Annotated in this window: 14 protein-coding genes; 10 read left to right on the top strand and 4 right to left on the bottom strand. The window is 72.7% G+C overall.

All coding sequences use genetic code 11. The features are described 5' to 3' along the window. Nucleotides 1-70 precede the first annotated feature (70 nt). Nucleotides 71-1573, top strand: a complete 1503-nt coding sequence (gene guaB / locus OO54_RS06615; protein ID WP_033201944.1) for an IMP dehydrogenase — start codon at nucleotides 71-73, stop codon at nucleotides 1571-1573. A gap of 106 nt (nucleotides 1574-1679) precedes the next feature. Further along, entirely contained in the window at nucleotides 1680-2804 is a 1125-nt protein-coding gene (locus OO54_RS06610) for a GuaB3 family IMP dehydrogenase-related protein (RefSeq protein ID WP_017239635.1), read from the top strand. A 66-nt stretch (nucleotides 2805-2870) separates the two neighbouring features. Here the strand turns inward: OO54_RS06610 and OO54_RS06605 are convergent, their stop codons facing one another. From OO54_RS06605 to OO54_RS06595, 3 genes are all read right to left on the bottom strand, one after another. Continuing rightward, nucleotides 2871-3395: a hypothetical protein gene (locus OO54_RS06605; protein ID WP_033201943.1), complete on the bottom strand. Its 525-nt coding sequence runs from the start codon at nucleotides 3393-3395 to the stop codon at nucleotides 2871-2873. Nucleotides 3396-3444: 49 nt separating this feature from the next. After that, nucleotides 3445-3711 (bottom strand): hypothetical protein, encoded by a 267-nt coding sequence (locus OO54_RS06600; protein WP_033201942.1) that lies wholly within the window; start codon nucleotides 3709-3711, stop codon nucleotides 3445-3447. Nucleotides 3712-3815: 104 nt separating this feature from the next. Next, nucleotides 3816-5057 carry a nucleotide sugar dehydrogenase gene (locus tag OO54_RS06595; RefSeq protein WP_033201941.1) on the bottom strand — a complete coding sequence of 414 codons (1242 nt, stop codon included), beginning with the start codon at nucleotides 5055-5057 and terminating at the stop codon, nucleotides 3816-3818. Nucleotides 5058-5354: 297 nt separating this feature from the next. Between OO54_RS06595 and OO54_RS06590 the strand changes: the two genes are divergently transcribed. From OO54_RS06590 to OO54_RS06565, 6 genes are all read left to right on the top strand, one after another. Next, entirely contained in the window at nucleotides 5355-7061 is a 1707-nt protein-coding gene (locus OO54_RS06590; RefSeq protein ID WP_033201940.1) for a glycerol-3-phosphate dehydrogenase/oxidase, read from the top strand. A gap of 254 nt (nucleotides 7062-7315) precedes the next feature. Further along, the gene (locus tag OO54_RS06585; protein WP_200146733.1) at nucleotides 7316-9595 is read left to right on the top strand and encodes a serine/threonine-protein kinase; all 2280 of its coding nucleotides are present in this window, start codon (nucleotides 7316-7318) and stop codon (nucleotides 9593-9595) included. A 159-nt stretch (nucleotides 9596-9754) separates the two neighbouring features. Further along, a complete protein-coding gene (locus OO54_RS06580) occupies nucleotides 9755-12862 on the top strand; it encodes a protein kinase (protein WP_033201939.1) in 3108 nt (1035 codons plus the stop codon). A gap of 114 nt (nucleotides 12863-12976) precedes the next feature. Further along, nucleotides 12977-14674 (top strand): serine/threonine-protein kinase, encoded by a 1698-nt coding sequence (locus OO54_RS06575; RefSeq protein WP_033201938.1) that lies wholly within the window; start codon nucleotides 12977-12979, stop codon nucleotides 14672-14674. 318 nt (nucleotides 14675-14992) lie between these two features. Further along, complete coding sequence (locus tag OO54_RS06570) at nucleotides 14993-16657, top strand: succinic semialdehyde dehydrogenase (RefSeq protein WP_033201937.1); 1665 nt, start codon at nucleotides 14993-14995, stop codon at nucleotides 16655-16657. 73 nt (nucleotides 16658-16730) lie between these two features. Further along, complete coding sequence (locus OO54_RS06565; protein ID WP_017239643.1) at nucleotides 16731-18542, top strand: GMC family oxidoreductase; 1812 nt, start codon at nucleotides 16731-16733, stop codon at nucleotides 18540-18542. 628 nt (nucleotides 18543-19170) lie between these two features. On the opposite strand, the gene OO54_RS06560 is transcribed toward OO54_RS06565, so the two are convergent. Then, nucleotides 19171-19461, bottom strand: coding sequence for a chorismate mutase (locus OO54_RS06560; protein WP_033201936.1), 291 nt, complete (start codon nucleotides 19459-19461; stop codon nucleotides 19171-19173). Nucleotides 19462-19785: 324 nt separating this feature from the next. Here OO54_RS06560 and guaA point away from each other — a divergent pair, with 324 nt between their 5' ends. Together guaA and OO54_RS06550 are read left to right on the top strand one after the other, a co-directional pair. Next, a complete protein-coding gene (gene guaA / locus OO54_RS06555) occupies nucleotides 19786-21378 on the top strand; it encodes a glutamine-hydrolyzing GMP synthase (protein ID WP_033201935.1) in 1593 nt (530 codons plus the stop codon). A gap of 126 nt (nucleotides 21379-21504) precedes the next feature. Further along, nucleotides 21505-22293: a class II aldolase/adducin family protein gene (locus OO54_RS06550; RefSeq protein ID WP_033201934.1), complete on the top strand. Its 789-nt coding sequence runs from the start codon at nucleotides 21505-21507 to the stop codon at nucleotides 22291-22293. Nucleotides 22294-22370 lie beyond the last annotated feature (77 nt).

Below are 22370 nucleotides of genomic sequence, written 5' to 3'. Positions count from 1 at the left end.
GGAATGAGACACGGGTTTAGCCCGTTAGCATGGACATCCCGCACCGATCAAGGCCATTTGGGAAGGTGTCATGACTGCCAACGTCGACGGAGTGCCCGAGAAATTCGCGACACTCGGGCTGACCTACGACGACGTGCTGCTGCTGCCGGGCGCATCCGAGGTGCTCCCCAACGCGGTCGACACCTCGTCCCGCATCTCGCGCAACGTCCGCGTCAACATCCCGCTGCTCTCGGCGGCGATGGACAAGGTGACCGAGTCCCGCATGGCGATCGCCATGGCCCGGCTGGGCGGCGTCGGCGTGCTGCACCGCAACCTCTCCGTCGAGGACCAGGTCAACCAGGTCGACCTGGTCAAGCGGTCCGAGTCCGGCATGGTCACCGACCCCATCACCGTGCACCCCGAGGCGACCCTCGCCGAGGCGGACGCGCTGTGCGCCAAGTTCCGCATCAGCGGTGTCCCGGTCACCAACCCGGACGGCAAGCTGCTCGGCATCGTGACCAACCGCGACATGGCCTTCGAGAGCGACCGCAGCCGCCAGGTCCGCGAGGTCATGACGCCGATGCCGCTGGTCACCGGCAAGGTCGGCATCTCCGGCGTCGACGCCATGGAGCTGCTCCGCCGCCACAAGATCGAGAAGCTGCCGCTGGTCGACGACGAGGGCGTCCTCAAGGGCCTCATCACCGTCAAGGACTTCGTCAAGGCGGAGAAGTACCCGAACGCCGCGAAGGACGCCGAGGGCCGCCTGCTCGTCGGTGCCGCCGTCGGCGCCAGCCCCGAGGCGCTGGAGCGCGCCCAGGCGCTCGCCGCCGTCGGTGTGGACTTCCTGATCGTCGACACCTCGCACGGCCACAACAGCAACGCGCTGAGCTGGATGTCGAAGATCAAGTCGAGCGTGAACGTCGACGTGATCGGCGGCAACGTCGCCACGCGTGACGGCGCCCAGGCGATGATCGACGCCGGCGTCGACGGCATCAAGGTCGGCGTGGGCCCCGGCTCGATCTGCACCACCCGCGTGGTCGCCGGCATCGGCGTCCCGCAGGTCACCGCCATCTACGAGGCCTCGCTCGCGGCCCGTGCCGCCGGTGTCCCGCTCATCGGCGACGGCGGCCTGCAGTACTCCGGCGACATCGGCAAGGCGCTGGCCGCCGGCGCCGACACCGTGATGCTCGGCAGCCTCCTCGCGGGCTGCGAGGAGTCGCCCGGCGAGCTGATGTTCATCAACGGCAAGCAGTTCAAGTCGTACCGCGGCATGGGCTCGCTCGGCGCCATGCAGTCCCGTGGCCAGGGCAAGTCGTACTCGAAGGACCGCTACTTCCAGGCGGAGGTCACCTCCGACGACAAGCTCGTCCCCGAGGGCATCGAGGGCCAGGTGCCGTACCGCGGCCCCCTGTCCAACGTGCTGCACCAGCTCGTCGGCGGCCTGCGCCAGACCATGGGTTACGTGGGTGCCGCCACCGTCGCGGAGATGGAGTCCAAGGGCCGGTTCGTCCGGATCACCTCGGCGGGCCTCAAGGAGAGCCACCCGCACGACATCCAGATGACGGTCGAGGCGCCGAACTACAGCAGGAAGTAACACAGCGCGACGCGTGGGGGCGGTTCCGGCATGTGGCCGGAGCCGCCCCTCACGCTTGTGTCGGGGATACTGGTAGGCGCAGACGTAGAGGGAAAGGCCACACATCGTGACTGAGATCGAGATCGGGCGCGGCAAGCGCGGCCGCAGGGCGTACGCGTTCGACGACATCGCCGTCGTCCCGAGCCGGCGCACCCGGGACCCGAAGGAGGTCTCGATCGCCTGGCAGATCGACGCCTACCGCTTCGAGCTGCCGTTCCTGGCCGCCCCGATGGACTCGGTCGTGTCGCCGCAGACCGCCATCCGGATCGGCGAGCTGGGCGGCCTCGGTGTCCTGAACCTGGAGGGTCTCTGGACCCGGTACGAGGACCCGCAGCCGCTCCTCGACGAGATCGCCGAGCTGGACGAGGCGACCGCGACCCGCCGCCTGCAGGAGATCTACGCCGCCCCGATCAAGGAAGAGCTGATCGGGCAGCGCATCAAGGAGGTGCGCGACTCCGGTGTCGTCACCGCCGCCGCGCTCTCCCCGCAGCGCACCGCGCAGTTCTCCAAGGCCGTCGTCGACGCCGGCGTGGACATCTTCGTCATCCGCGGCACCACGGTCTCCGCCGAGCACGTCTCCGGCGCCTCCGAGCCGCTGAACCTGAAGCAGTTCATCTACGAGCTCGACGTCCCGGTCATCGTCGGCGGCTGCGCCACGTACACCGCGGCCCTGCACCTGATGCGCACCGGCGCCGCGGGTGTCCTCGTCGGCTTCGGCGGCGGCGCCGCGCACACCACCCGCAACGTGCTGGGCATCCAGGTCCCGATGGCGACCGCGGTCGCCGACGTGGCCGCGGCCCGCCGCGACTACATGGACGAGTCCGGCGGCCGGTACGTGCACGTCATCGCCGACGGCGGCGTCGGCTGGTCCGGCGACCTCCCCAAGGCCATCGCCTGCGGCGCCGACTCGGTCATGATCGGCTCCCCGCTGGCCCGCGCCACGGACGCGCCCGGCAAGGGCCACCACTGGGGCATGGAGGCCGTCCACGAGGACGTGCCGCGCGGCAAGCTCGTCGACCTGGGCATCGTCGGCACCACCGAGGAGATCCTCGCGGGCCCGTCGCACACCCCGGACGGCTCCATGAACTTCTTCGGCGCCCTGCGCCGCGCCATGGCCACCACCGGCTACAGCGAGCTCAAGGAGTTCCAGCGCGTCGAGGTCACCGTCGCCGACGCCCAGCACAAGCGCTGACGCCCGTCTCGTACGCGAAGGGGCCCCGCACCGGACGGTGCGGGGCCCCTTCGCGTACGAGCGGGGTCAGGCGGAGAGCTTCTTGGTGAGGACGTAGCCCTCGTAGCCGGCGATGCCGAAGAACAGGAGATCCATGGCTCCCAGCTCTTCCTTCCACGCCGTGAAGAGGTCGGAGAAGTGCGCGGTGAAGATCTCCGACACCGGCAGGGCCTTGCCGTCCAGCTCGGCCCACCAGCTGGCCATCAGGGCGTAGCCGAAGAGCTGGCCCGCGAAGACGCCGAACAGGGCGATCGGCACGCCCGCGAACGGCAGGACCGGGTTGGAGCCGCCCACCTTGGCGAGGGCGAAGCCGACCAGCGCGCCGACGCCGAGCGCGAGGATGCCGAGCTGCGTGTAGCTCCCGTCCTCCTTGGCCATGGCGCGCATGATGCCGCCGAGTACGAGGGCGCCGACGACGGCGGCACCCAGGCCGGCCAGCAGCCCGAGCGCCAGGTTGTCGCGGGCCGGTGCGGGCGGCGGGGCCATCGGGTAGGACTGCGGGGCGGCGCCGTCGGCGAACGGGTTGCCGGGCGGCGGAACAGGCTGGGACATGTGGTGATCCCCCCAGGGAACGGTGAAGTGCGGTCGGTCGTGAGCGGCGTCAGCCGAGGAGCGCGGCGATCAGCGGCGCGAGGATCAGCCCGAAGCCGAGCAGGGTCAGTACCCCACCGGCCACGCGGAATCCGGTGGCGGTGAGGAGCCGGTCGTGCGGGCCCGGATGTCCGGCGGCCTGTGCGCGCAGGTCGAGGTTGCGCGGGTGCCACCGCTCCAGCCGGACGGCGGATTCCTTCACGTTGAGCGCGACCCAGAGGCCGCGGACTCCTGCCGTCAGGAAGAACGCGAGGAGCAGGAGGATGACGAAGAACACGAAGGGCCCCCGGGACGATGCGCGCACGGAGAAGGGCGCGCGGTGGTCCCGGAGGCTAGCAGCCGCATATGACGCCGGCACAGGGAATTCCGGTGGGGGTGTCCTCAGAGGCGGTGGGCGGCGCCCGCGGGCGTGGCGCCCCGGGTGTCCAGGAGGAGTTGGGCCTTCACCGAGAGGCCGTGGAGGTCGTAGGTGCGGTGGTGCTGGAGGAGGATCGTCAGATCCGCGTGGGCGGCGGCTTCGTAGAGGGAGTCGGCGCGGGGGACGGGTAGTTCGCGGACGCGCCAGTCGGGGACGTGGGGGTCGTGGTAACTGACGGCCGCGCCCAGGTCCATGAGGCGGCGGGCGATCTCGTCGGCGGGGGAGCCCTGCCGGTCGGGGAGGTCGGGCTTGTACGTGATGCCGAGGAGGAGGACCCGGGCGCCGCGGGCCGACTTGCCGTGCTCGTTGAGAAGGGTGGCGGCGCGCTGGACGACGTACCGCGGCATGCGCTCGTTGACCTGGCCGGCGAGTTCGACGAGGCGCAGCGGGCGGTGCGCGCCGACGGTGTCGACGGGTGCGCCGTGGCCGCCGACGCCGGGGCCCGGGCGGAAGGCCTGGAAGCCGAACGGCTTGGTCTCGGCGCAGCGGATGACGTCCCAGAGGTCGACGCCGAGTTCGTTGCAGAGGACCGCCATCTCGTTGACGAGGGCGATGTTGACGTGCCGGAAGTTGGTCTCCAGGAGTTTGACCGTCTCCGCCTCGCGGGGGCCACGCGCGCGTACCACCTTGTCGGTGAGCCGGCCGTAGAACGCGGCCGCGGCCTCGGTGCAGGCCGGGGTGAGGCCGCCGATGACCTTCGGGGTGCCGGCGAAGCCGTGGGTGCGGCTGCCGGGGTCGAGGCGGCCGGGCGAGTACGCGAGGTGGAAGTCGCGGCCGGCCCGGAGGCCCGAGCCGGTCTCGAGGACGTCGCGCAGGAGGCCCTCGGTGGTGCCCGGCGGGACGGGGGACTCCAGGAGGACGGTGGTGTGCGGTCGCAGCCGGGCCGCGAGCACGTGGGCCGCCTCGGTGACGGCGGTGAGGTCGAGCGTGCGGTCGGGGCCGAGGGGTGTGGGGGCGCAGAGTACGGCGGTGCGGACCCGGCCGAGTTCGGCGGGGTGGGTGGTCGGCCGGAAGCTCCCCGCGAGCATGCGGCGGATCTCGGGGGCGGTGAGGGAGCCGTCGACCGGGGAGCGGCCGGCGGCGAGTTCGGCGACGGGGCGGGGGTCGGTGTCGTAGCCGATGGTGTCGATGCCTGCGGCGGTGGCGGCCTGGGCGAGGGGGAGCCCGTGGTGGCCGAGGCCGATGACGGCGAGATCAGCGGGCATGGGGGGTGGACCGTCCTTCCCAGTAGCCGGAGGGGAAGCGAGGCGCAAGCCCCGTGGACAGAACGGGTCGAGCGCAATGTCACACTAGGCGTAAATATGACCGATGTGCGGCATTGTCTGCTTCAAGGTCGCCGAGTGTTATCCACAGGTCGGCGGCGAGGCGGTGGCTGAAGTCACCGGACCGGGACAGAATCAACTCTGTGAGCCGGGCCACACGGGCCCGGCTCGTGCGGTGCGCACCGCTCGTGCGGAACGGGCTCGTGCGGAACAGACGGGGGACGACGGGAGGCAGCAGCCGTGAGGACAGCGACACTGGGACCCGCCGAGCGCGTCGAGGCGCTCGCGGACATGGCCGAGCGCGAGCTGGACGTACTGGTGGTCGGCGCCGGAGTCGTCGGGGCGGGAATCGCGCTCGACGCCGTCACGAGAGGGCTCTCCACCGGCATCGTCGAGGCGCGCGACTGGGCCTCCGGCACCTCGAGCCGGTCCAGCAAACTCATCCACGGCGGCCTGCGGTACCTGGAGATGCTGGACTTCGCGCTGGTCAGGGAGGCGCTCAAGGAGCGCGGACTCCTCCTGGAGCGGCTCGCACCCCACCTGGTGAAGCCCGTCCCCTTCCTCTACCCGCTCCAGCGCAAGGGCTGGGAGCGGTTCTACGCCGGCTCGGGAGTCGCGCTGTACGACGCGATGTCCCTCTCCTCCGGCCACGGCCGGGGCCTCCCCGTCCACCGGCACCTCTCCCGCCGGAACGCCCTGCGGGTCGCGCCCTGCCTGCGCAAGGACGCCCTCGTCGGCGCCCTGCAGTACTACGACGCCCGGATGGACGACGCCCGCTTCGTCACCACCCTCGTGCGCACCGCCGCCTCCTACGGCGCCAGGGCCGCCAGCAGGGCCCGCGTCGTCGGCTTCCTGCGGGAGGGCGAGCGGGTCGTCGGCGCGCGCGTCCAGGACGTCGAAGCCGGAGCCTCGTACGAGATCCGGGCGAAGCAGATCGTCAACGCCACCGGGGTCTGGACGGACGACACCCAGGCCCTCATCGGCGAGCGCGGCCAGTTCCACGTCCGCGCCTCCAAGGGCATCCACCTGGTCGTGCCCAAGGACCGCATCCACTCGACCACCGGACTCATCCTGCGCACCGAGAAGTCCGTGCTGTTCGTGATCCCCTGGGGACGGCACTGGATCGTCGGCACCACCGACACCGACTGGGACCTCGACAAGGCGCACCCCGCCGCGTCCAGCGCCGACATCGACTACCTCCTCGAGCACGTGAACACGGTGCTCGCCACACCGCTCACCCGGGACGACGTCCAGGGCGTCTACGCCGGACTGCGCCCGCTCCTCGCCGGCGAGTCGGACGCCACCAGCAAGCTCTCCCGCGAGCACACCGTCGCCCACCCGGTCCCCGGCCTCGTCGTGGTGGCCGGCGGCAAGTACACGACGTACCGGGTCATGGCGAAGGACGCGGTCGACGAGGCCGTGCACGGCCTCGACCAGCGCGTCGCGCCCTGCGTCACCGAGGACACCCCGCTCCTCGGCGCCGAGGGCTACCGGGCCCTGTGGAACGCGCGCGCCAGGATCGCCGCCCGCACCGGACTGCACGTCGTCCGGATCGAGCATCTCCTCAACCGCTACGGCTCCCTGACGCAGGAGATCCTCGACCTCGTCGCCGAGGACCCCGGCCTCGGCGAGCCGCTCGCCGCGGCCGACGACTACCTGCGCGCCGAGATCGTCTACGCCGCCTCGCACGAAGGGGCCCGCCACCTCGACGACGTCCTCACCCGGCGGACCAGGATCTCCATCGAGACCTTCGACCGCGGCACGCTCAGCGCCCGCGAGTGCGCGGAACTGATGGCGCCGGTCCTGGGCTGGGACGCCACCCAGATCGAGAAGGAGGTGGAGCACTACGAGAAGAGGGTGGAGGCGGAGCGCGAGTCGCAGCGCCAGCCCGACGACCAGACGGCCGACGCGGCGCGGCTGGGCGCGCCCGACATCGTGCCGATCTGACGCCCGTGCGGCGGCCACCGGCGCGGATCCGGCGGCCACGCGGTGTCGGCGGGAGTCGATATGACAGTACGTCCGGGTCGTCCCGACTCCGGTGGGAACCTCGGGGGCGTGGAACGCGTCGTCATCCCGGAGTACGGACCCGGGGGCGCCCCCCGTCCCGAGGTGAGGGACAATGGGCTCTCTTCCAGGGCGGGTTACCGCATCGCGCGGGAAGCGGCAGACGCGGCGAAGATCAGGGATCGCAGAGGGGACGCATGTCGGAGGCGGAGCAGTCGCGGGACACGGCGAAGGACCCCAGGCGGGACGCCGCCGCGGGGGCCGCGACCGACGGCGACCGAGGAGCGGTCCCGGCCGCGCGTGAACCGGGTCGGGACGAGCGGGAAGCGCAGGTCGGAGGGCCTGCGCCGGAACCCGAGGACGCACGTCCCGAGCAGGACGGGCGGCCCGTCGAGGACGCCCGAGACGACGCCGAGGTCGTCGGCGACGGCGTCCGGGACGGTGTCGCGGGTGGCGCCGCCGTGGCCGGTCGGCTGCGGGGGACCGAACCGTCGACCGGACGGGCCGGGTTCGGCGCCGGGGACGGCGACGGGGAGAGCGGCCGGGCCGCCGCCGGTGCCGCGCGGACGTCCGGGAGCGACAGGCTGCGCAAGGATCCGGCGGGCGAGGGGCGACTCCTCGCGGGCCGCTACCGGCTCGGCGTGGTCCTCGGGCGCGGCGGCATGGGCACCGTGTGGCGCGCGGTCGACGAGACCCTCGGTCGCACCGTCGCCGTGAAGGAGCTCCGCTTCCCCACCAGCATCGACGAGGACGAGAAGCGACGCCTCATCACCCGGACCCTGCGCGAGGCGAAGGCCATCGCCCGGATCCGCAACAACGGCGCCGTGACCGTGTACGACGTCGTCGACGAGGACGACCGCCCGTGGATCGTCATGGAGCTCATCGAGGGCAAGTCCCTCGCGGAGGCCGTGCGCGAGGACGGCACGCTCACGCCCCGGCGTGCCGCGGAGGTCGGCCTCGCGATCCTCGACGTGCTGCGTTCGGCGCACCGCGAGGGCATCCTGCACCGCGACGTGAAGCCGTCCAACGTGCTGATCGCCGAGGACGGCCGCGTCGTCCTCACCGACTTCGGCATCGCCCAGGTCGAGGGCGACCCCTCGATCACGTCCACCGGCATGCTCGTCGGTGCCCCTTCGTACATCTCCCCGGAGCGCGCCCGCGGCCACAAGCCCGGTCCCGCCGCCGACCTGTGGTCGCTGGGCGGACTCATCTACGCGGCGGTCGAGGGCAGCCCGCCCTACGACAAGGGTTCCGCCATCGCCACCCTCACGGCGGTGATGACCGAGCCGGTCGACCCGCCGAAGAACGCGGGACCCGAGCTGGAGCAGGTCATCTACGGCCTGCTCGCCAAGGACCCGGCCCAGCGGCTCGACGACGCCCGCGCGCGGGTCCTGCTGCGGGCCGTGCTCGACGCGCCCGACCCGGTGCCCGCGCCCTCGCCCGAGGTCACCACGGTCGTACCGCTGCCGCCCCGCCCCGAGCAGGCGCCGGTGGCGCCGCCGGTCGCGTCGGCGCCCGACCGGACCCAGGGGGCCGAGGCCGCGGCCGACCGGGTGCGGGGCGCCCTGAAGTCCGTACGCAACGCGGCCGCGTCGGCGTCGGCGTCGGGGAAGGCCGAGCCGATCCAGGGCGGCGCGAAGCCGGCAGCGGCCCGCGCGCCGCTCACCGACGTCGTCCCGCGCCGCACGCTGGTGATCATCGCGGCGGTGGCCGTGCTCGCCATGCTCGGGACGATCCTGGCCGTCTCCCTCGGCGGGGGCGGCGACGAGAAGGACCAGGGCAAGGGGAACGGCGGGACCACGGCGTCCGCCGGCGCCTCGGCCGGCGGCGACGCCTCCGGCGGATCCGAGGGCTCCGACGGCGGCAAGGGCCAGTCGTCGGGCGGCCCCGGCCAGCAGGGCGGTGTGCAGCCGGGTGACACCAACTCCACCGGTGCGAACGGCACGACGGCGTCCACGGACGGGGCGAACGGCAACGGCACCACGCCGTCCGCCAAGCCTGGCGGCGGCGCTACGCGGCTGCCCGCCGGCTACGCCGTCGTCACCAACGCCCGGTTCCACTTCTCCATGGCGATGCCCTCGTCCTTCAAACTCAGCGCGATAGCGGGATACGACTCCGGCGGGATCTTCAGCGAGAACGGCGGCTTCCCGCGCGTCCAGGTCGACTTCAACGACAGCCCGAAGGACGACGCGGCCGCCGCCTGGGCCGCGGCCATGACCGGGGTCGCCGCCACCAGCAACGGCTACAAGCACATCGGCATCCGCACGGTCTCGTACAAGGGCTACCCGACCGTCGCCGACTGGGAGTTCGAGCGCACGCAGAAGGGCGTGCGCGTCCACGTGCTCAACCGCGGCTTCAAGGTGGACGCCAAGCACGGCTACTCCATCATGATCACCTGCAAGGCGGACGAGTGGAACGGCGCGGAGTGCCGGACGCTGCGGGAGACGGCGTTCGCCACGTTCACGCCCAAGGACTGACCGGCGCCACGTATCGTGAGAGTTCGTGGACCGTACGCAGCCGAACAGAGCCGTTAACTGCACGGTGCCAGACCGGAATTGACGGACTCGCGTGATCCCGCCCGATCCCGAGGGATCCGCGGGCCCACGGGGGACAGCGTGCGCGCGTGGGGAGGCGTCGTGGACGACTACGCGGGAAGGGTGCTCGCGGACCGCTACCGCCTGCCGCTGCCGCCGGCGGACGCGGACCCGTACGCGGACACGTACGCGCTCGTCGAGACGCGCGCGTTCGACACGTACAGCGGACAGGAGGTCCTGGTCCGCCAGGTGCCGCTGCCGGAGTTCGTCGACGCCGAGGTGCTCGACGGCGAGGGCCGCACCGCCGACCCCTACGGCGGCACGGGGCGGGCGACCCGCCGGCCCGCCGAGCCCGTCGTCCGCCGGGCCATCGAGGCCGCCCAGGCCGCCGCGCAGATCCCCGACCACCCCTTGCTCGACCAGGTCTTCGACGTCTTCGCCGAGGCCGGTTCGCTGTGGATAGTGAGCGAGGTCGTGGCGGCCAGACCGCTGGCCGCGCTCCTCGCCGAGCGCCCCCTCAACCCGTACCGCGCCGCCGAGATCGGCGCCGACGTCCTCACCGCCCTGCGTGCGCTCCACGCCCACGGCTGGGTCCACCGGAACATCACCGCCCGGACCGTGCTCGTCTGCGACGACGGCCGGGTCGTCCTCACGGGCCTCGCGATCGGCGCCGCCGAAGAGGCCCTCTGCGGATACGCACCCGTTCCCACCGAGTCCGAGCCGTTCGGATCCGAGCCGCCCCCGCCCGAGCCGTACACGGTCGAATGGCCCGCGGCCGAGGAGGCGTACGGCTCCGAGCAGTACGTACCCGAGCTGTTCGAAGCCGAGGTCTACGAGGCGGAGGTCCACGAGGCGGAGGTCCACGAGGCGGAGGTCCACGAGGCGGAGGTCCACGAGGCGGAGGTCTACGAGGCGGAGGTCCACGAGGCGGAGGCGCCCGACGCGGCAGCGTCCGAGGAGGCCACCCCGCACGGTACGGACGCGTACGGCACGGAGGCCGACGGTGCCGACCCGTACGACTCCGACTCGTATGGCACCGGCACCGACGGCGCGTACGGAAGCCCCCACGACCAGCCAGAGGAAGCCGACTCGTCCGACCCCGGCGCGGGCGGCGACCTCACCCCGTACGGCGCCACCCCTTACGGTGTCGATCCCTACGGAGCCGACCCCTACGGTCGTGCCGCGCCCGAGCCCGCCGCCACACAGCCCGCGGCGACGCCGCCGACCGCCGATGTGCGGGCCGCGCGGGCCGACGCCATCGCCGCGTACCGGGCGGGTGCGCGCGCCGCGGCTCGGCTCGGTGAGATCGGTGCGCTCCCCGGCCAGCGCCCCGCCCCGCAGGAACCGCACGAGCCGCAGGGGCAGCACGAACCGCAGGAACCGCAAGGGCCGCCGCCCCCGCCGCCGCGGGCCGCCGCCGCGCCCGAGCCGCAGTGGTGGGCGCGGGTGACGGACGAGGACGACGACGAGGACGACGACGAGGACGAAGGCGACGGGCCGTACGGCGGCCGGGGGCCGCAGGCGGGTCCGCCGCGCCTGATGCTGGCCGGCAGCTGGAGCGACGGCCCGCACGCGTCGAGGGACGGCTCGGGGTCGGTCCCGGCCGGTGGCGGTGCGGTACTGCCCGGTTCGGGGCGGCCGGCGCTGCCCGCCGGGTACACGGCCGCGACCCCGGACCCGGCGCGCGTCCCGGCCCCCGCGGGCGCCCGTGACGACGAGCGGGAGCTCGTCGCCGTCACGGCCGGGGAGTACCGCGGCCCGGCCACGCGACTCGACGCCGAACGGGCCCGGCAGACCAGGATCGCGGTCGTCGGCGCCGTCACCGAGCGCTGGGCGCCCGAGCAGGCCGGCCCCGTCCACGAGAACTGGCGCCTCGCGCCGCCCATCGGCCCCGCCACCGACCTCTGGGCGCTGGGCGCGCTCCTCTACCGAGCCGTCCAGGGGCACGCCCCGTACCCGGAGGACAGCGCGGCAGAGCTGGTCCAGCTGGTCTGCGCCGAGCCGCCGGCCTTCGCCGAGGAGTGCGGGCCGCTGCGGCCGGTCGTGGAGTCCCTGCTGCGTCAGGACCCCACCGAGCGGCCGGACTTCGAGGAGCTGCGCGGCTGGCTGCGCTCGCTCGTCCGGTCGGCGCCCGAGCCGGAGGCCGGGGCCGGCGTCGTGCCGCTGCCGTCGTTCGACGAGAAGCGGTTGCCGATCGTGCGCCGGCGCGGCGAGCTGGTGCGCCGTCGGCGCGGGGGAGCGGGGGCGGGCCGCCACCGCCACAAGCGCGGCAAGGACCCGCGCCCGGCCGCCCGCGGCGAGGGTGCCTCCGAGTACGCCCCCGAGCACGACTCCGCGCACGAGCGGGCGTACGAGCGCGGCCACACGTACGAGAGCGCGCGGGCGTCCGAGCGCGAGCCCCGGCGCGTACCGGCGGAACCTCCCGGCGGATTCCGGGAGGAGTACGACGAGGAGATCCCGCAGCGCGCGCCGCGCGCGCCCCGTGCCCCGCGCGGCCCGTCCTCCGGGGGGCAGGACTCTCCGCGGTCCCTCGGCCGTACGCTGCTGATCCTCGTCTTCCTGCTGCTCGGCGGAGCCGTCGCGTACGCGGTCCTCTTCATGCCCGGGGACGGGGAGACCCCCGCGGGCCAGGCCGCGCCGACGTCCGGCGAGCCGACCACGGTGCGGCCGAGCGGCCCGTCCAACGGCCCGTCCACCGATCCGACGACCGAGGCGCCCACCACCGCGCCGCCGGCGGACCCGTCGGCCCCCGCCCCCGCCGCCGGGTACACGGTGCGCCAGGACCCGGAGGGCTTCCGGATCGGGGTGCCGAACGGCTGGCGGCGCAGCCCGATCAACGACGCCGGGCAAGTGCGGTACACCAGCGGCGACTTCACCATGATCGTCGTGCCGGGCCGGGACAGCGTCCGCGACAACGGCGGCGACCCCCTGGAGTACCAGAACTCCAAGGAGCGGGAGCTGGAGCCGTGGCGGGTGTCCAGCTGGTCGGGGGCGGAGCGCACGCGCCGGGTCGACATCGGCAGGACGGTCACGGCCACGGGGAGTTACTGGTGGCTCGACGGCACCGGGCGCGAGGTCTTCGTCCGCAACCTCGCCCTGATCGACGGCGGGAGGTACCACGTCGTCCAGGTCATCGGGCCGTACACCGAGCGCGACAAGGTCGGCGAGATCCATGACGAGGCCACCAAGGCGTTCCGTCCCGGACGATAAGCGGAAGGATCGCCACCGGCCCCTGGTCACAGTGCTGTTCCTATGACCGCCCCGAGGTTCCGCCGCCCGTACCCCCCTCCGTAACCTGTTCTCCGAAGGAATGGGCGGGGGCAAGTGGAACATTCTCAGAGCACAGGCGAGGGGCTGCTGCTCGCCGGACGCTACCGGCTGGGCGAGTCCATCGGGCGCGGCGGCATGGGCAAGGTCTGGCGCGCGCACGACGAGGTACTGCACCGTGTGGTGGCGGTGAAGGAGTTGACGGCCGGTCGTTTCGTGGCCGAGGCCGACCGCCTCGTGCTGCACGCCCGCACGCAGAAGGAGGCGCGGGCGGCCGCCCGGATCACCCATCCGGGTGTCGTGACCGTCCATGACGTCCTGGAGCACGACAGCCGGCCCTGGATCGTCATGCAGTACGTCGACGGGCCCTCGCTCGCCGACGCCGCCAAGGAGGCGGGCACGATCGAGCCGCGCGAGGCGGCCAGGATCGGGCTGCACGTCGTCGGCGCGCTGCGGGCCGCGCACGCGGCCGGGGTGCTGCACCGGGACGTCAAGCCGGGCAACGTCCTGCTGGCGCGCGACGGACGCGTCCTGATCACCGACTTCGGGATCGCGGCGATCGAGGGCGACTCGACCATCACCCGGACCGGCGAGATCGTGGGCTCCATCGACTACCTGGCGCCGGAGCGGGTGCGCGGTGGCGACCCCGGTCCGGCCTCCGACCTGTGGTCCCTCGGCGCGACCCTGTACACGGCGGTGGAGGGCACCTCGCCGTTCCGCCGCACCTCCCCGATCAGCACCATGCAGGCCGTGGTGACCGAGGAGCCGCCGCACCCGGAGAAGGCCGGGCCGCTGGCGCCCGTCATCGTGGCCCTGCTGCGCAAGGACCCGGACCAGCGTCCGCGCGCGGACGAGGCCGAGCGGATGCTGCTCGACGCGATGGAGGGGCGCAGGCCGGAGGCGGCGCAGGCGTACGTGCCGACCCAGCGCGTCGCCATGGAGGACCTGGAGCCGGCACCGGTCGGGAACGCCCCGGCGTCCGGCCCGGCCGGCGGAGCGCGTACGGCGGACGGTGCGGGCGCGGACGGCACGACGGCCGGCGCGCCGCGGAAGACCACCGCGCAGTGGCCCCAGCCGCCCCAGGGGCCCCATCCGCCGCAGTCGCCTCCCACGCTGGTGCCGTCGACGCCCTCCTCGTCGGGCCGTGGCCGCTGGCGTACCGCCGTCCTCGCGGCGCTGCTCGCCGGGGTGGTGGCGGGGGGTGCCGTCTTCGCCGCCATGAACTACGCGGGCGGCGACCGCGACGGCGGGCGGGCCACGCCCCCCACCTCCGCCCCGGCCACCAAGGGCGCCGCCGACGCCGTCCCGGCCGGCTGGCACCGGGTCCAGGACCCGGAGGGCTTCAGCCTCGTCGTGCCGGACGGCTGGAAGCGGCAGACGGAGGGCGACCAGATCGACTACACCCCGGACAACGGCCGCCACCGCATCCGGATCAGCATCGACCGCAGCCCCGACTTCGAGAACCCGTACATGCACGCCATCGACCTGGAGCGCGTGCTGCAGAAGCGGATGGACTACGTCCGGATCAAGCTCAACCAGAACACGTACCGGGACCAGGTCCGCTCCGCCCTCTGGGAGTTCAGCTGGACCGAGAGGAAGGACTTCCCGGGCCCCCGGCACGCGATCGACCAGATGTACTACGAGGACGACGGCACCGAGTACGCCGTGTACATGTCCTCGCCGGAGTCGAGCTGGGAGACCACCCGCGAGCAGTTCGACATCGTCCTCAGGTACTGGCGGGCGCCGGGCGACTGAGCCGCGCCCCGCGCCTCCGGTGGGCGACGGCCGGTCCAGAGGTGGGCGACGGCCGGTCCAGAGGGGGACGACGGCCGGTCCCGAGGGGGACGACGCCGGGCCCCGGGCGGGCCGCGGCCGGCCTCGGGGCGGACGACGGCCGGGCTCCCGCGAGGACGGCGGCCGGTGCGGAGATTTTTCTCCGCGCCCGGCCGTCGGGGGCCGTAAGCCGCTGATCAGGACTTATGTGCCAGTGATCGCTGGCGTGATGTGCACACCCGGTGAAAACGCGTTACCGACGGGTACCCAAAGGGCGGAACGCGGCCTACGCTCGCCCTCATGACGGACTCGCAGGCCCCCGCCGCCCCTCCGCTTTCCGACGCCCCCGCCGCGAAGGGCGGAGCGTCCGCCCCCGCCGGCGCGACCAACCCGGTCGCGCCCGCGCCCGCCGGCGCGCGGACCGCGGCCGACGTCGTGACGCCCGAGGTGGTCGCCCGCCTCACCCGCGGCGTCGTCGGCTCCGGCCGGACCGCCAACCACACCCCGTTCACCGGGAAGAAGCTGGCGGACCTGCCCGAGTCCACCCCCGAGGACGTCGCCGAGGCCTTCGCGCGCGCCCGCGCCGCCCAGGGCGCCTGGGCCGCCACCCCGGTCAAGAGGCGCGCCGCCGTCCTCCTCCGCTTCCACGACCTCGTCCTCCAGCGCCAGTCCGAGGTCCTCGACCTCATCCAGCTGGAGACCGGCAAGGCGCGGCTGCACGCCCACGAGGAGGTGCAGGCGGTCGCCGTCGCCGCCCGCCACTACGGCCGCCGCGCCGCCGCGTACCTGCGCGCCAAGCGCCACACCGGCGTCGTCCCGACCCTCACCAAGGTCACCGAGCTGCGCCAGCCGCGCGGGGTCGTCGGACAGATCGCCCCCTGGAACTACCCGCTCGAACTCTCCGTCGGCGACGCGCTGCCCGCCTTCGTCTCCGGCAACGCCGTGGTCATGAAGCCCGACACGGAGACCGCGCTCACCGCACTCTGGGCCCGCGACCTGCTCATCGAGGCCGGCCTGCCCGCCGAGGTCTTCCAGGTCGTCCTCGGCGACGGCCCGGTCGTCGGCCCCGAGGTCGTCAAGCACGCCGACTACGTCTCCTTCACCGGCTCCACCCGCACCGGCCGCGAGGTCGCGCAGGGCGCCGCGGCCCGCCTCGTCGGCGTCTCCCTCGAACTCGGCGGCAAGAACGCGATGCTCGTCCTGAAGGACGCCGACATCGAGAAGGCCGCCGCCGGCGCCGTCCGCGCCTGCTTCTCCTCCGCCGGACAGCTCTGCATCTCCATCGAGCGGCTGTACGTGCACGAGTCCGTCGCCGACGCGTTCCTGGAGCGCTTCGCCGCCCGCACCAAGGCCATGCGGCTCGGCAGCTCCCTCGCGTACGGGGCCGACATGGGCTCCCTCGTCGGCGACCGGCAGCTGGAGACCGTCAGCCGGCACGTCGAGGAAGCCGTCGCCAAGGGCGCCAAGCTCGTCGCGGGCGGCGTCGCCCGCCCCGACATCGGCCCCCTCTTCTACGAGCCGACCATCCTCGACGGCGTCGAGGCGCCGATGGCCGTCTGCTCCGAGGAGACCTTCGGCCCGGTCGTCTCCGTCTACCGCTTCACGGACGAGGACGAGGTGATCGAGCTCGCCAACGGCACCCCGTACGGCCTGAACTCCTCCGTCTGGACGAAGGACTCGCGGCGCGGCCACGCCGTCGCGGCCCGGCTGCGCACCGGCACCGTCAACATCAACGAGGGGTACGCCCCCGCCTACGGCAGCGTGCAGTCCCCGATGGGCGGCATGAAGGACTCCGGGCTCGGCCGCCGCCACGGATCCGAGGGCATCCTCAAGTACACCGAGGCCCAGACCGTCGCCCAGCAGCGGCTGATGCCGCTCGCGCCGTCCTTCGGCATGGACGACGAGAAGTACGCCGCCTTCATGAGCGCCTCCCTGAAGGCGATGAAGGCCCTGCGCCTGCGCTGACACCCGCCGGGGCGGTCTCCGCGGCCGCCCCGGACTCCCCGCCCGTTTTCGCCCTTTCCGTACGAGGAGAGCCATGACCGCGGTACCCCCTACCCAAAACCAGGAGCAGGCCGAGGACGCCGCGTACGACTACGACGTCCTCGTCGTCGGCTCCGGCTTCGGCGGTTCGGTCACCGCCCTCCGCCTCACCGAGAAGGGCTACCGGGTCGGCGTCCTGGAGGCCGGGCGCCGCTTCACCCGCGCGACCCTGCCGAAGAACTCCTGGGACCTGAAGAACTTCCTGTGGGCGCCGACGCTCGGTCTGTACGGCATCCAGCGCATCCACCTACTGGGCAACGTCATGGTGCTCGCCGGCGCGGGCGTCGGCGGCGGTTCGCTGAACTACGCCAACACGCTCTACGAGCCGCTCGCGCCGTTCTTCGACGACCCGCAGTGGAAGGACATCACGGACTGGCGCGCGGAGCTGAGCCCGTACTACGACCAGGCCAAGCGCATGCTGGGCGTCCGGCTCAACCCCACCATGACCCCGTCGGACGTCCACCTGAAGGCGGCCGCGCAGAGCATGGGCATCGGCGACACCTTCCACATGGCGCCGGTCGGAGTGTTCTTCGGCGACGGCCAGGACGGCGACGGGACGGCGAAGGCGAAGCCGGGCGGTGAGGTGGCCGACCCGTTCTTCGGCGGTGCGGGCCCCACCCGCAAGGCCTGCACCGAATGCGGCGAGTGCATGACCGGCTGCCGGCACGGCGCGAAGAACACCCTCAACGAGAACTACCTCTACCTCGCCGAGAAGGCGGGCGCGGTCGTCCACCCCATGACCTCGGTCGTCGCGGTCACCGAGGACTCGCGCGGCGGCTACGCGGTCAAGACCCTCCCCTCCGACAACCGGAAGAAGGGCAAGGGCCGCACGTTCACGGCCCCCAAGGTCGTCATCGCCGCCGGCACCTACGGCACCCAGACGCTGCTGCACCGGATGAAGGACACCGGCCTGCTGCCCCGGATCTCGGCCCGCCTCGGCGAGCTGACCCGCACCAACTCCGAGGGCCTCGTCGGCTCGCAGACCACCGACCGGCGCTACCGCAGGAAGCACGGCAAGGACAAGGCCGACTTCACCCGCGGCGTCGCCATCACCTCCTCGATCCACCCCGACGAGAACACCCACATCGAGCCGGTCCGCTACGGCAAGGGATCCAACTCGATGGGCGCGCTCACGATCCTCCAGGTGCCCTACGGCGCGCACCGGGTGCGCAGGTGGCTGCTCGAAATCGTCAAGCACCCCGCCCTCGCCGCCCGCTCCCTCTCCAACCGGCGCTGGTCGGAACGGACCATCATCGGCCTCGTCATGCAGTCCCTGGACAACTCGCTGACCACCTACCGCAAGCCGGGCGGCATCGGAAAGGGCCTGCTCACCGCCCGTCAGGGACACGGCGCCCCCAACCCGACGCAGATCGAGGCGGCCACCGAGGCCGCCACCCTCCTCGCCGAGGAGATCAACGGCTTCGCCGGCTCCAACGTGGGCGAGCTGATGGGCACCCCGCTCACCGCGCACTTCCTGGGAGGCTGCCCCATCGGCGCCGACGACGCGACCGGCGTCATCGACCCGTACCACCGGCTCTTCGGCCACCCCGGGATCTCCGTCGTCGACGGAGCGGCGGTCTCCGCCAACCTCGGCGTCAACCCGTCCCTGACGATCACCGCCCAGGCCGAGCGTGCCATGTCCTTCTGGCCGAACAAGGGCGAGGAGGACCCGCGCCCGCGGCAGGGGGAGGCGTACGCACGGCTCTCGGCGGTCGAACCGAAGTCCCCCGCGGTCCCGGCCGAGGCCTTCGGCGCCCTGCGGCTGCCGTTCCTCGGCATGCCGGCGGTCCCGCCGAAGAAGGCCTGACACCGCGACGCCCGCCGCACGAACCCCGGACACAGGAGAGGGCGCTGCACCCCCCTCCGAGTGCAGCGCCCTTCCAGTTCTTGGTGGTGCTGCATAGATGACCCGCGACGGATGGGTTTGGTTGTAGCGGATGTACGGGATCTCCGTGTGACGCGCGTCACGCTGGAGGTTCGGGAACGACGAAGGGCCCCGTGCACGCGATTCCGGTCGCGGCACGGGGCCCTCGGGGTCGGCACCGGTGTCAGGGCAGCGGCGGCGCCGAACGGGCGGCGCCGGGGGATTGCGCCGCGATGAAGGGGGATTCGGGGGGACGGGAGGATCGGGAGATCGGCCGGATGCGGCCGGCCCCGGGCGTCCCCGGGACCGACCGCCCTTTCTGGGTGACCGGGCTGCTGTCCCCTGCTGTCCGGTCACACGCGCTGGTGCGAGGTCCCACGACGTACCTGAGGTACGCCACACGCCCCAGCGAAGCCACGCGTGGTTTCATTCGGGCCCGCCCCTGGCTGGCACGGACACCCGGACCAACGAAGCCGGGTCGCGGCCGGTCACGCGCCGTACGGGTGAGAGCGCGCCCGAACTCGGGTACGGGCGGTGACGCGGGCTTCGGGCGGGGGTGACGGCCCGGTCTTCAGACGCGGCCGCGGCACAGCTCCAGGAGCGTCATCGCCAGCGAGGTGCCGGGCTTGCCGAGCGCGTCCCTGTAGTGGGCGAGGACCTCCATCTCGCGGGCGAGGTTCACCCGACGGCCGCCGGAGGAGATCCGGGCCTCCTGGATGACGGCCGAGACGGCCATCCGTTCCTGGATGAGACCGATGATCCGGTCGTCGAGCGCGTCGATGCGCTCACGGGCGTCACCGATCAGCGTCGCCGCCTCGTCGGTCCGGGCGCCGGTCTTCTCGGTCTGGGTCATCGCGGTCATGTCGGGGCTCCTCGCGGTGTCGGATGCCCCGGAGCGACACGGCCCGGAGACAAGCAGAACGCCCCGGGCCTTGTCGGCCCGGGGCGCCTGGGAAGTCGCTTGTCAGTTGCTCAAGCAGCACGACCATGGCAGCCGGTGGGCCGGTTGCCATAGGTAAAGACGAAGGTCGTGAGCTTGCGCATGGCGACAGTATGGACCCCGCCGACGGGCGGGGGCCAACCCGGGTTCGGATGGTGAGACGAAAAGTCCGACCGGCGCGCCGGTAGAATCGACAAATAGCACCCCCTTCGGGGGACCCTCTCCTACCGCCGGAAGGCCGCCGTAGTGTCATCAGCGACCCCCGCTGCCGCGCCCGACGTCTCCAACCCGGACGTAGTCCTCGTTGTCGACTTCGGCGCCCAGTACGCCCAGCTCATCGCCCGCCGCGTCCGTGAGGCCCGGGTCTACAGCGAGATCGTCCCGTCCACCATGCCGGTGGCCGAGATGCTGGCCAAGAACCCTAAGGCGATCATCCTCTCCGGCGGTCCGTCCTCCGTGTACGCGGAGGGTGCGCCGCGCCTCGACCGCGCGATCTTCGAGGCCGGCGTCCCCGTCTTCGGCATGTGCTACGGCTTCCAGCTGATGGCGACGACCCTCGGCGGCACCGTCGACAACACCGGCGCCCGCGAGTACGGCCGTACGCCGCTGCACGTCTCCAAGGCCGGCTCCACCCTCTTCGAGGGCACCCCGGTCGAGCAGTCGGTGTGGATGTCGCACGGCGACGCCTGCTCCGCCGCCCCCGAGGGCTTCTCCGTCACCGCGTCCACGGACGTCGTGCCGGTCGCCGCCTTCGAGAACGACGAGAAGAAGCTGTACGGCGTCCAGTACCACCCCGAGGTGCTGCACTCCACGCACGGCCAGCAGATCCTGGAGCACTTCCTCTACCGCGGCGCCGGCATCGAGCCCAGCTGGACCACGGGCAACGTGATCGAGGAGCAGGTCGCGGCGATCCGCGCCCAGGTCGGCGGCAAGCGAGCCATCTGCGGTCTCTCCGGCGGCGTCGACTCCGCCGTGGCCGCCGCGCTCGTGCAGAAGGCCATCGGCTCGCAGCTCACCTGCGTGTACGTCGACCACGGTCTGATGCGCAAGGGCGAGACCGAGCAGGTCGAGAAGGACTTCGTGGCCGCCACCGGCGCCAACCTGGTGGTCGTCGACGCGCAGGAGCGCTTCCTCGACGCGCTCGCCGGCGTCTCCGACCCGGAGACCAAGCGGAAGATCATCGGCCGCGAGTTCATCCGCGTCTTCGAGCAGGCGCAGCTGGAGATCCTCCAGGAAGAGGGCCCCGAGGTCGCCTTCCTCGTCCAGGGCACGCTCTACCCGGACATCGTCGAGTCCGGCGGCGGCACCGGCACCGCCAACATCAAGTCCCACCACAACGTGGGCGGCCTCCCCGACGACATCGAGTTCGAGCTCGTCGAGCCGCTGCGCCAGCTGTTCAAGGACGAGGTCCGCATGGTCGGCCAGGAGCTCGGCCTGCCGGAGGAGATCGTCCAGCGCCAGCCCTTCCCGGGCCCCGGCCTCGGCATCCGCATCGTCGGCGAGGTCACCAAGGAGCGCCTGGACCTGCTGCGCGAGGCCGACGCCATCGCCCGCGAGGAGCTCACCGCGGCCGGTCTCGACCGCGAGATCTGGCAGTGCCCGGTGGTCCTCCTCGCCGACGTCCGCTCCGTCGGCGTCCAGGGCGACGGCCGCACCTACGGTCACCCGATCGTGCTGCGCCCCGTCTCCTCCGAGGACGCCATGACGGCCGACTGGTCGCGCCTGCCGTACGAGGTGCTGGCCAAGATCTCGACCCGCATCACCAACGAGGTCGCCGACGTGAACCGCGTCGTCCTCGACGTCACCAGCAAGCCCCCGGGCACCATCGAGTGGGAGTAGTCGCACCCGCCGCTCCCTGAGCCCACCGGAGCCGTCGCCCCCGCGTCCGTCGCGTGGGGCGGCGGCTTCGTCGTGTTCGCGTCCGGACTCTGGTGACTTGCCCTGCCGGGCGTTACCTTCCGGCGCATGAGCGTGATACCGGACCCCGTACCCCTCGAACGGCTCCACTTCGCCATGCCGCCCGTCCACGCGACGGCCGAGGAGGAACGCACCCACCGCAGGCAGCGGCTCGCGGGCGCCCTCCGGCTCTTCGGCCGGCTCGGGTACGAGGAGGGCGTCTCGGGTCACATCACCGCCCGCGACCCCGAGTACCCCGACTGCTTCTGGGTGAACCCGTTCGGGGCGCCCTTCGACGAACTCACCGCGAGCGACCTCATCCTGGTCAACGGCGACGGGCAGGTCGTCCGCGGCGGCCACCACGTGAACCAGGCCGCCTTCACCGTCCACGCCGAGGTCCACCGGGCCAGGCCCGACGTCGTCGCCGTCGCCCACACCCACTCCGTCCACGGGAGGGCGCTCGCCGCGCTCGGCGAACTCCTCGACCCCCTCACCCAGGAGGCCTGCGCCTTCTACCAGGACCACGCCCTCTACGACGCCTACACCGGCGTCGTCGTCGACACCGAGGAAGGGCGCCGGATCGCCGTCGCCCTCGGCGCGTTCAAGGCGATCGTGCTCCGCAACCACGGACTGCTCACCGTCGGCGGCTCCGTCGACGCGGCCGCCTGGTGGTTCATCGCCCTCGAACGCTGCGCCCGGATCCAGCTCACCGCCAAGGCCGCCGGCAAACCGGTCCTGATCGACCACCACGAGGCGGTCGCCACCCGCGAACAGCTCGGCAGCGACCTCGTCGCCTGGATCAACTACCAGCCCCTCTGGCGCAGGATCAGCCGAGCGGAGCCCGAACTCCTGTCGTAACACCATCGCTTCACCCTTCAGTACGTCAATGGGATGGCTCGGCAATCACTCCCCGGCGGGGCGCACGCGGCGGGCGC

This window comes from Streptomyces wedmorensis, assembly GCF_000716445.1.
GTDB classification, from domain to species: Bacteria; Actinomycetota; Actinomycetes; order Streptomycetales; family Streptomycetaceae; genus Streptomyces; species Streptomyces wedmorensis.
This window is presented reverse-complemented; position numbering and strand designations above follow the sequence as displayed.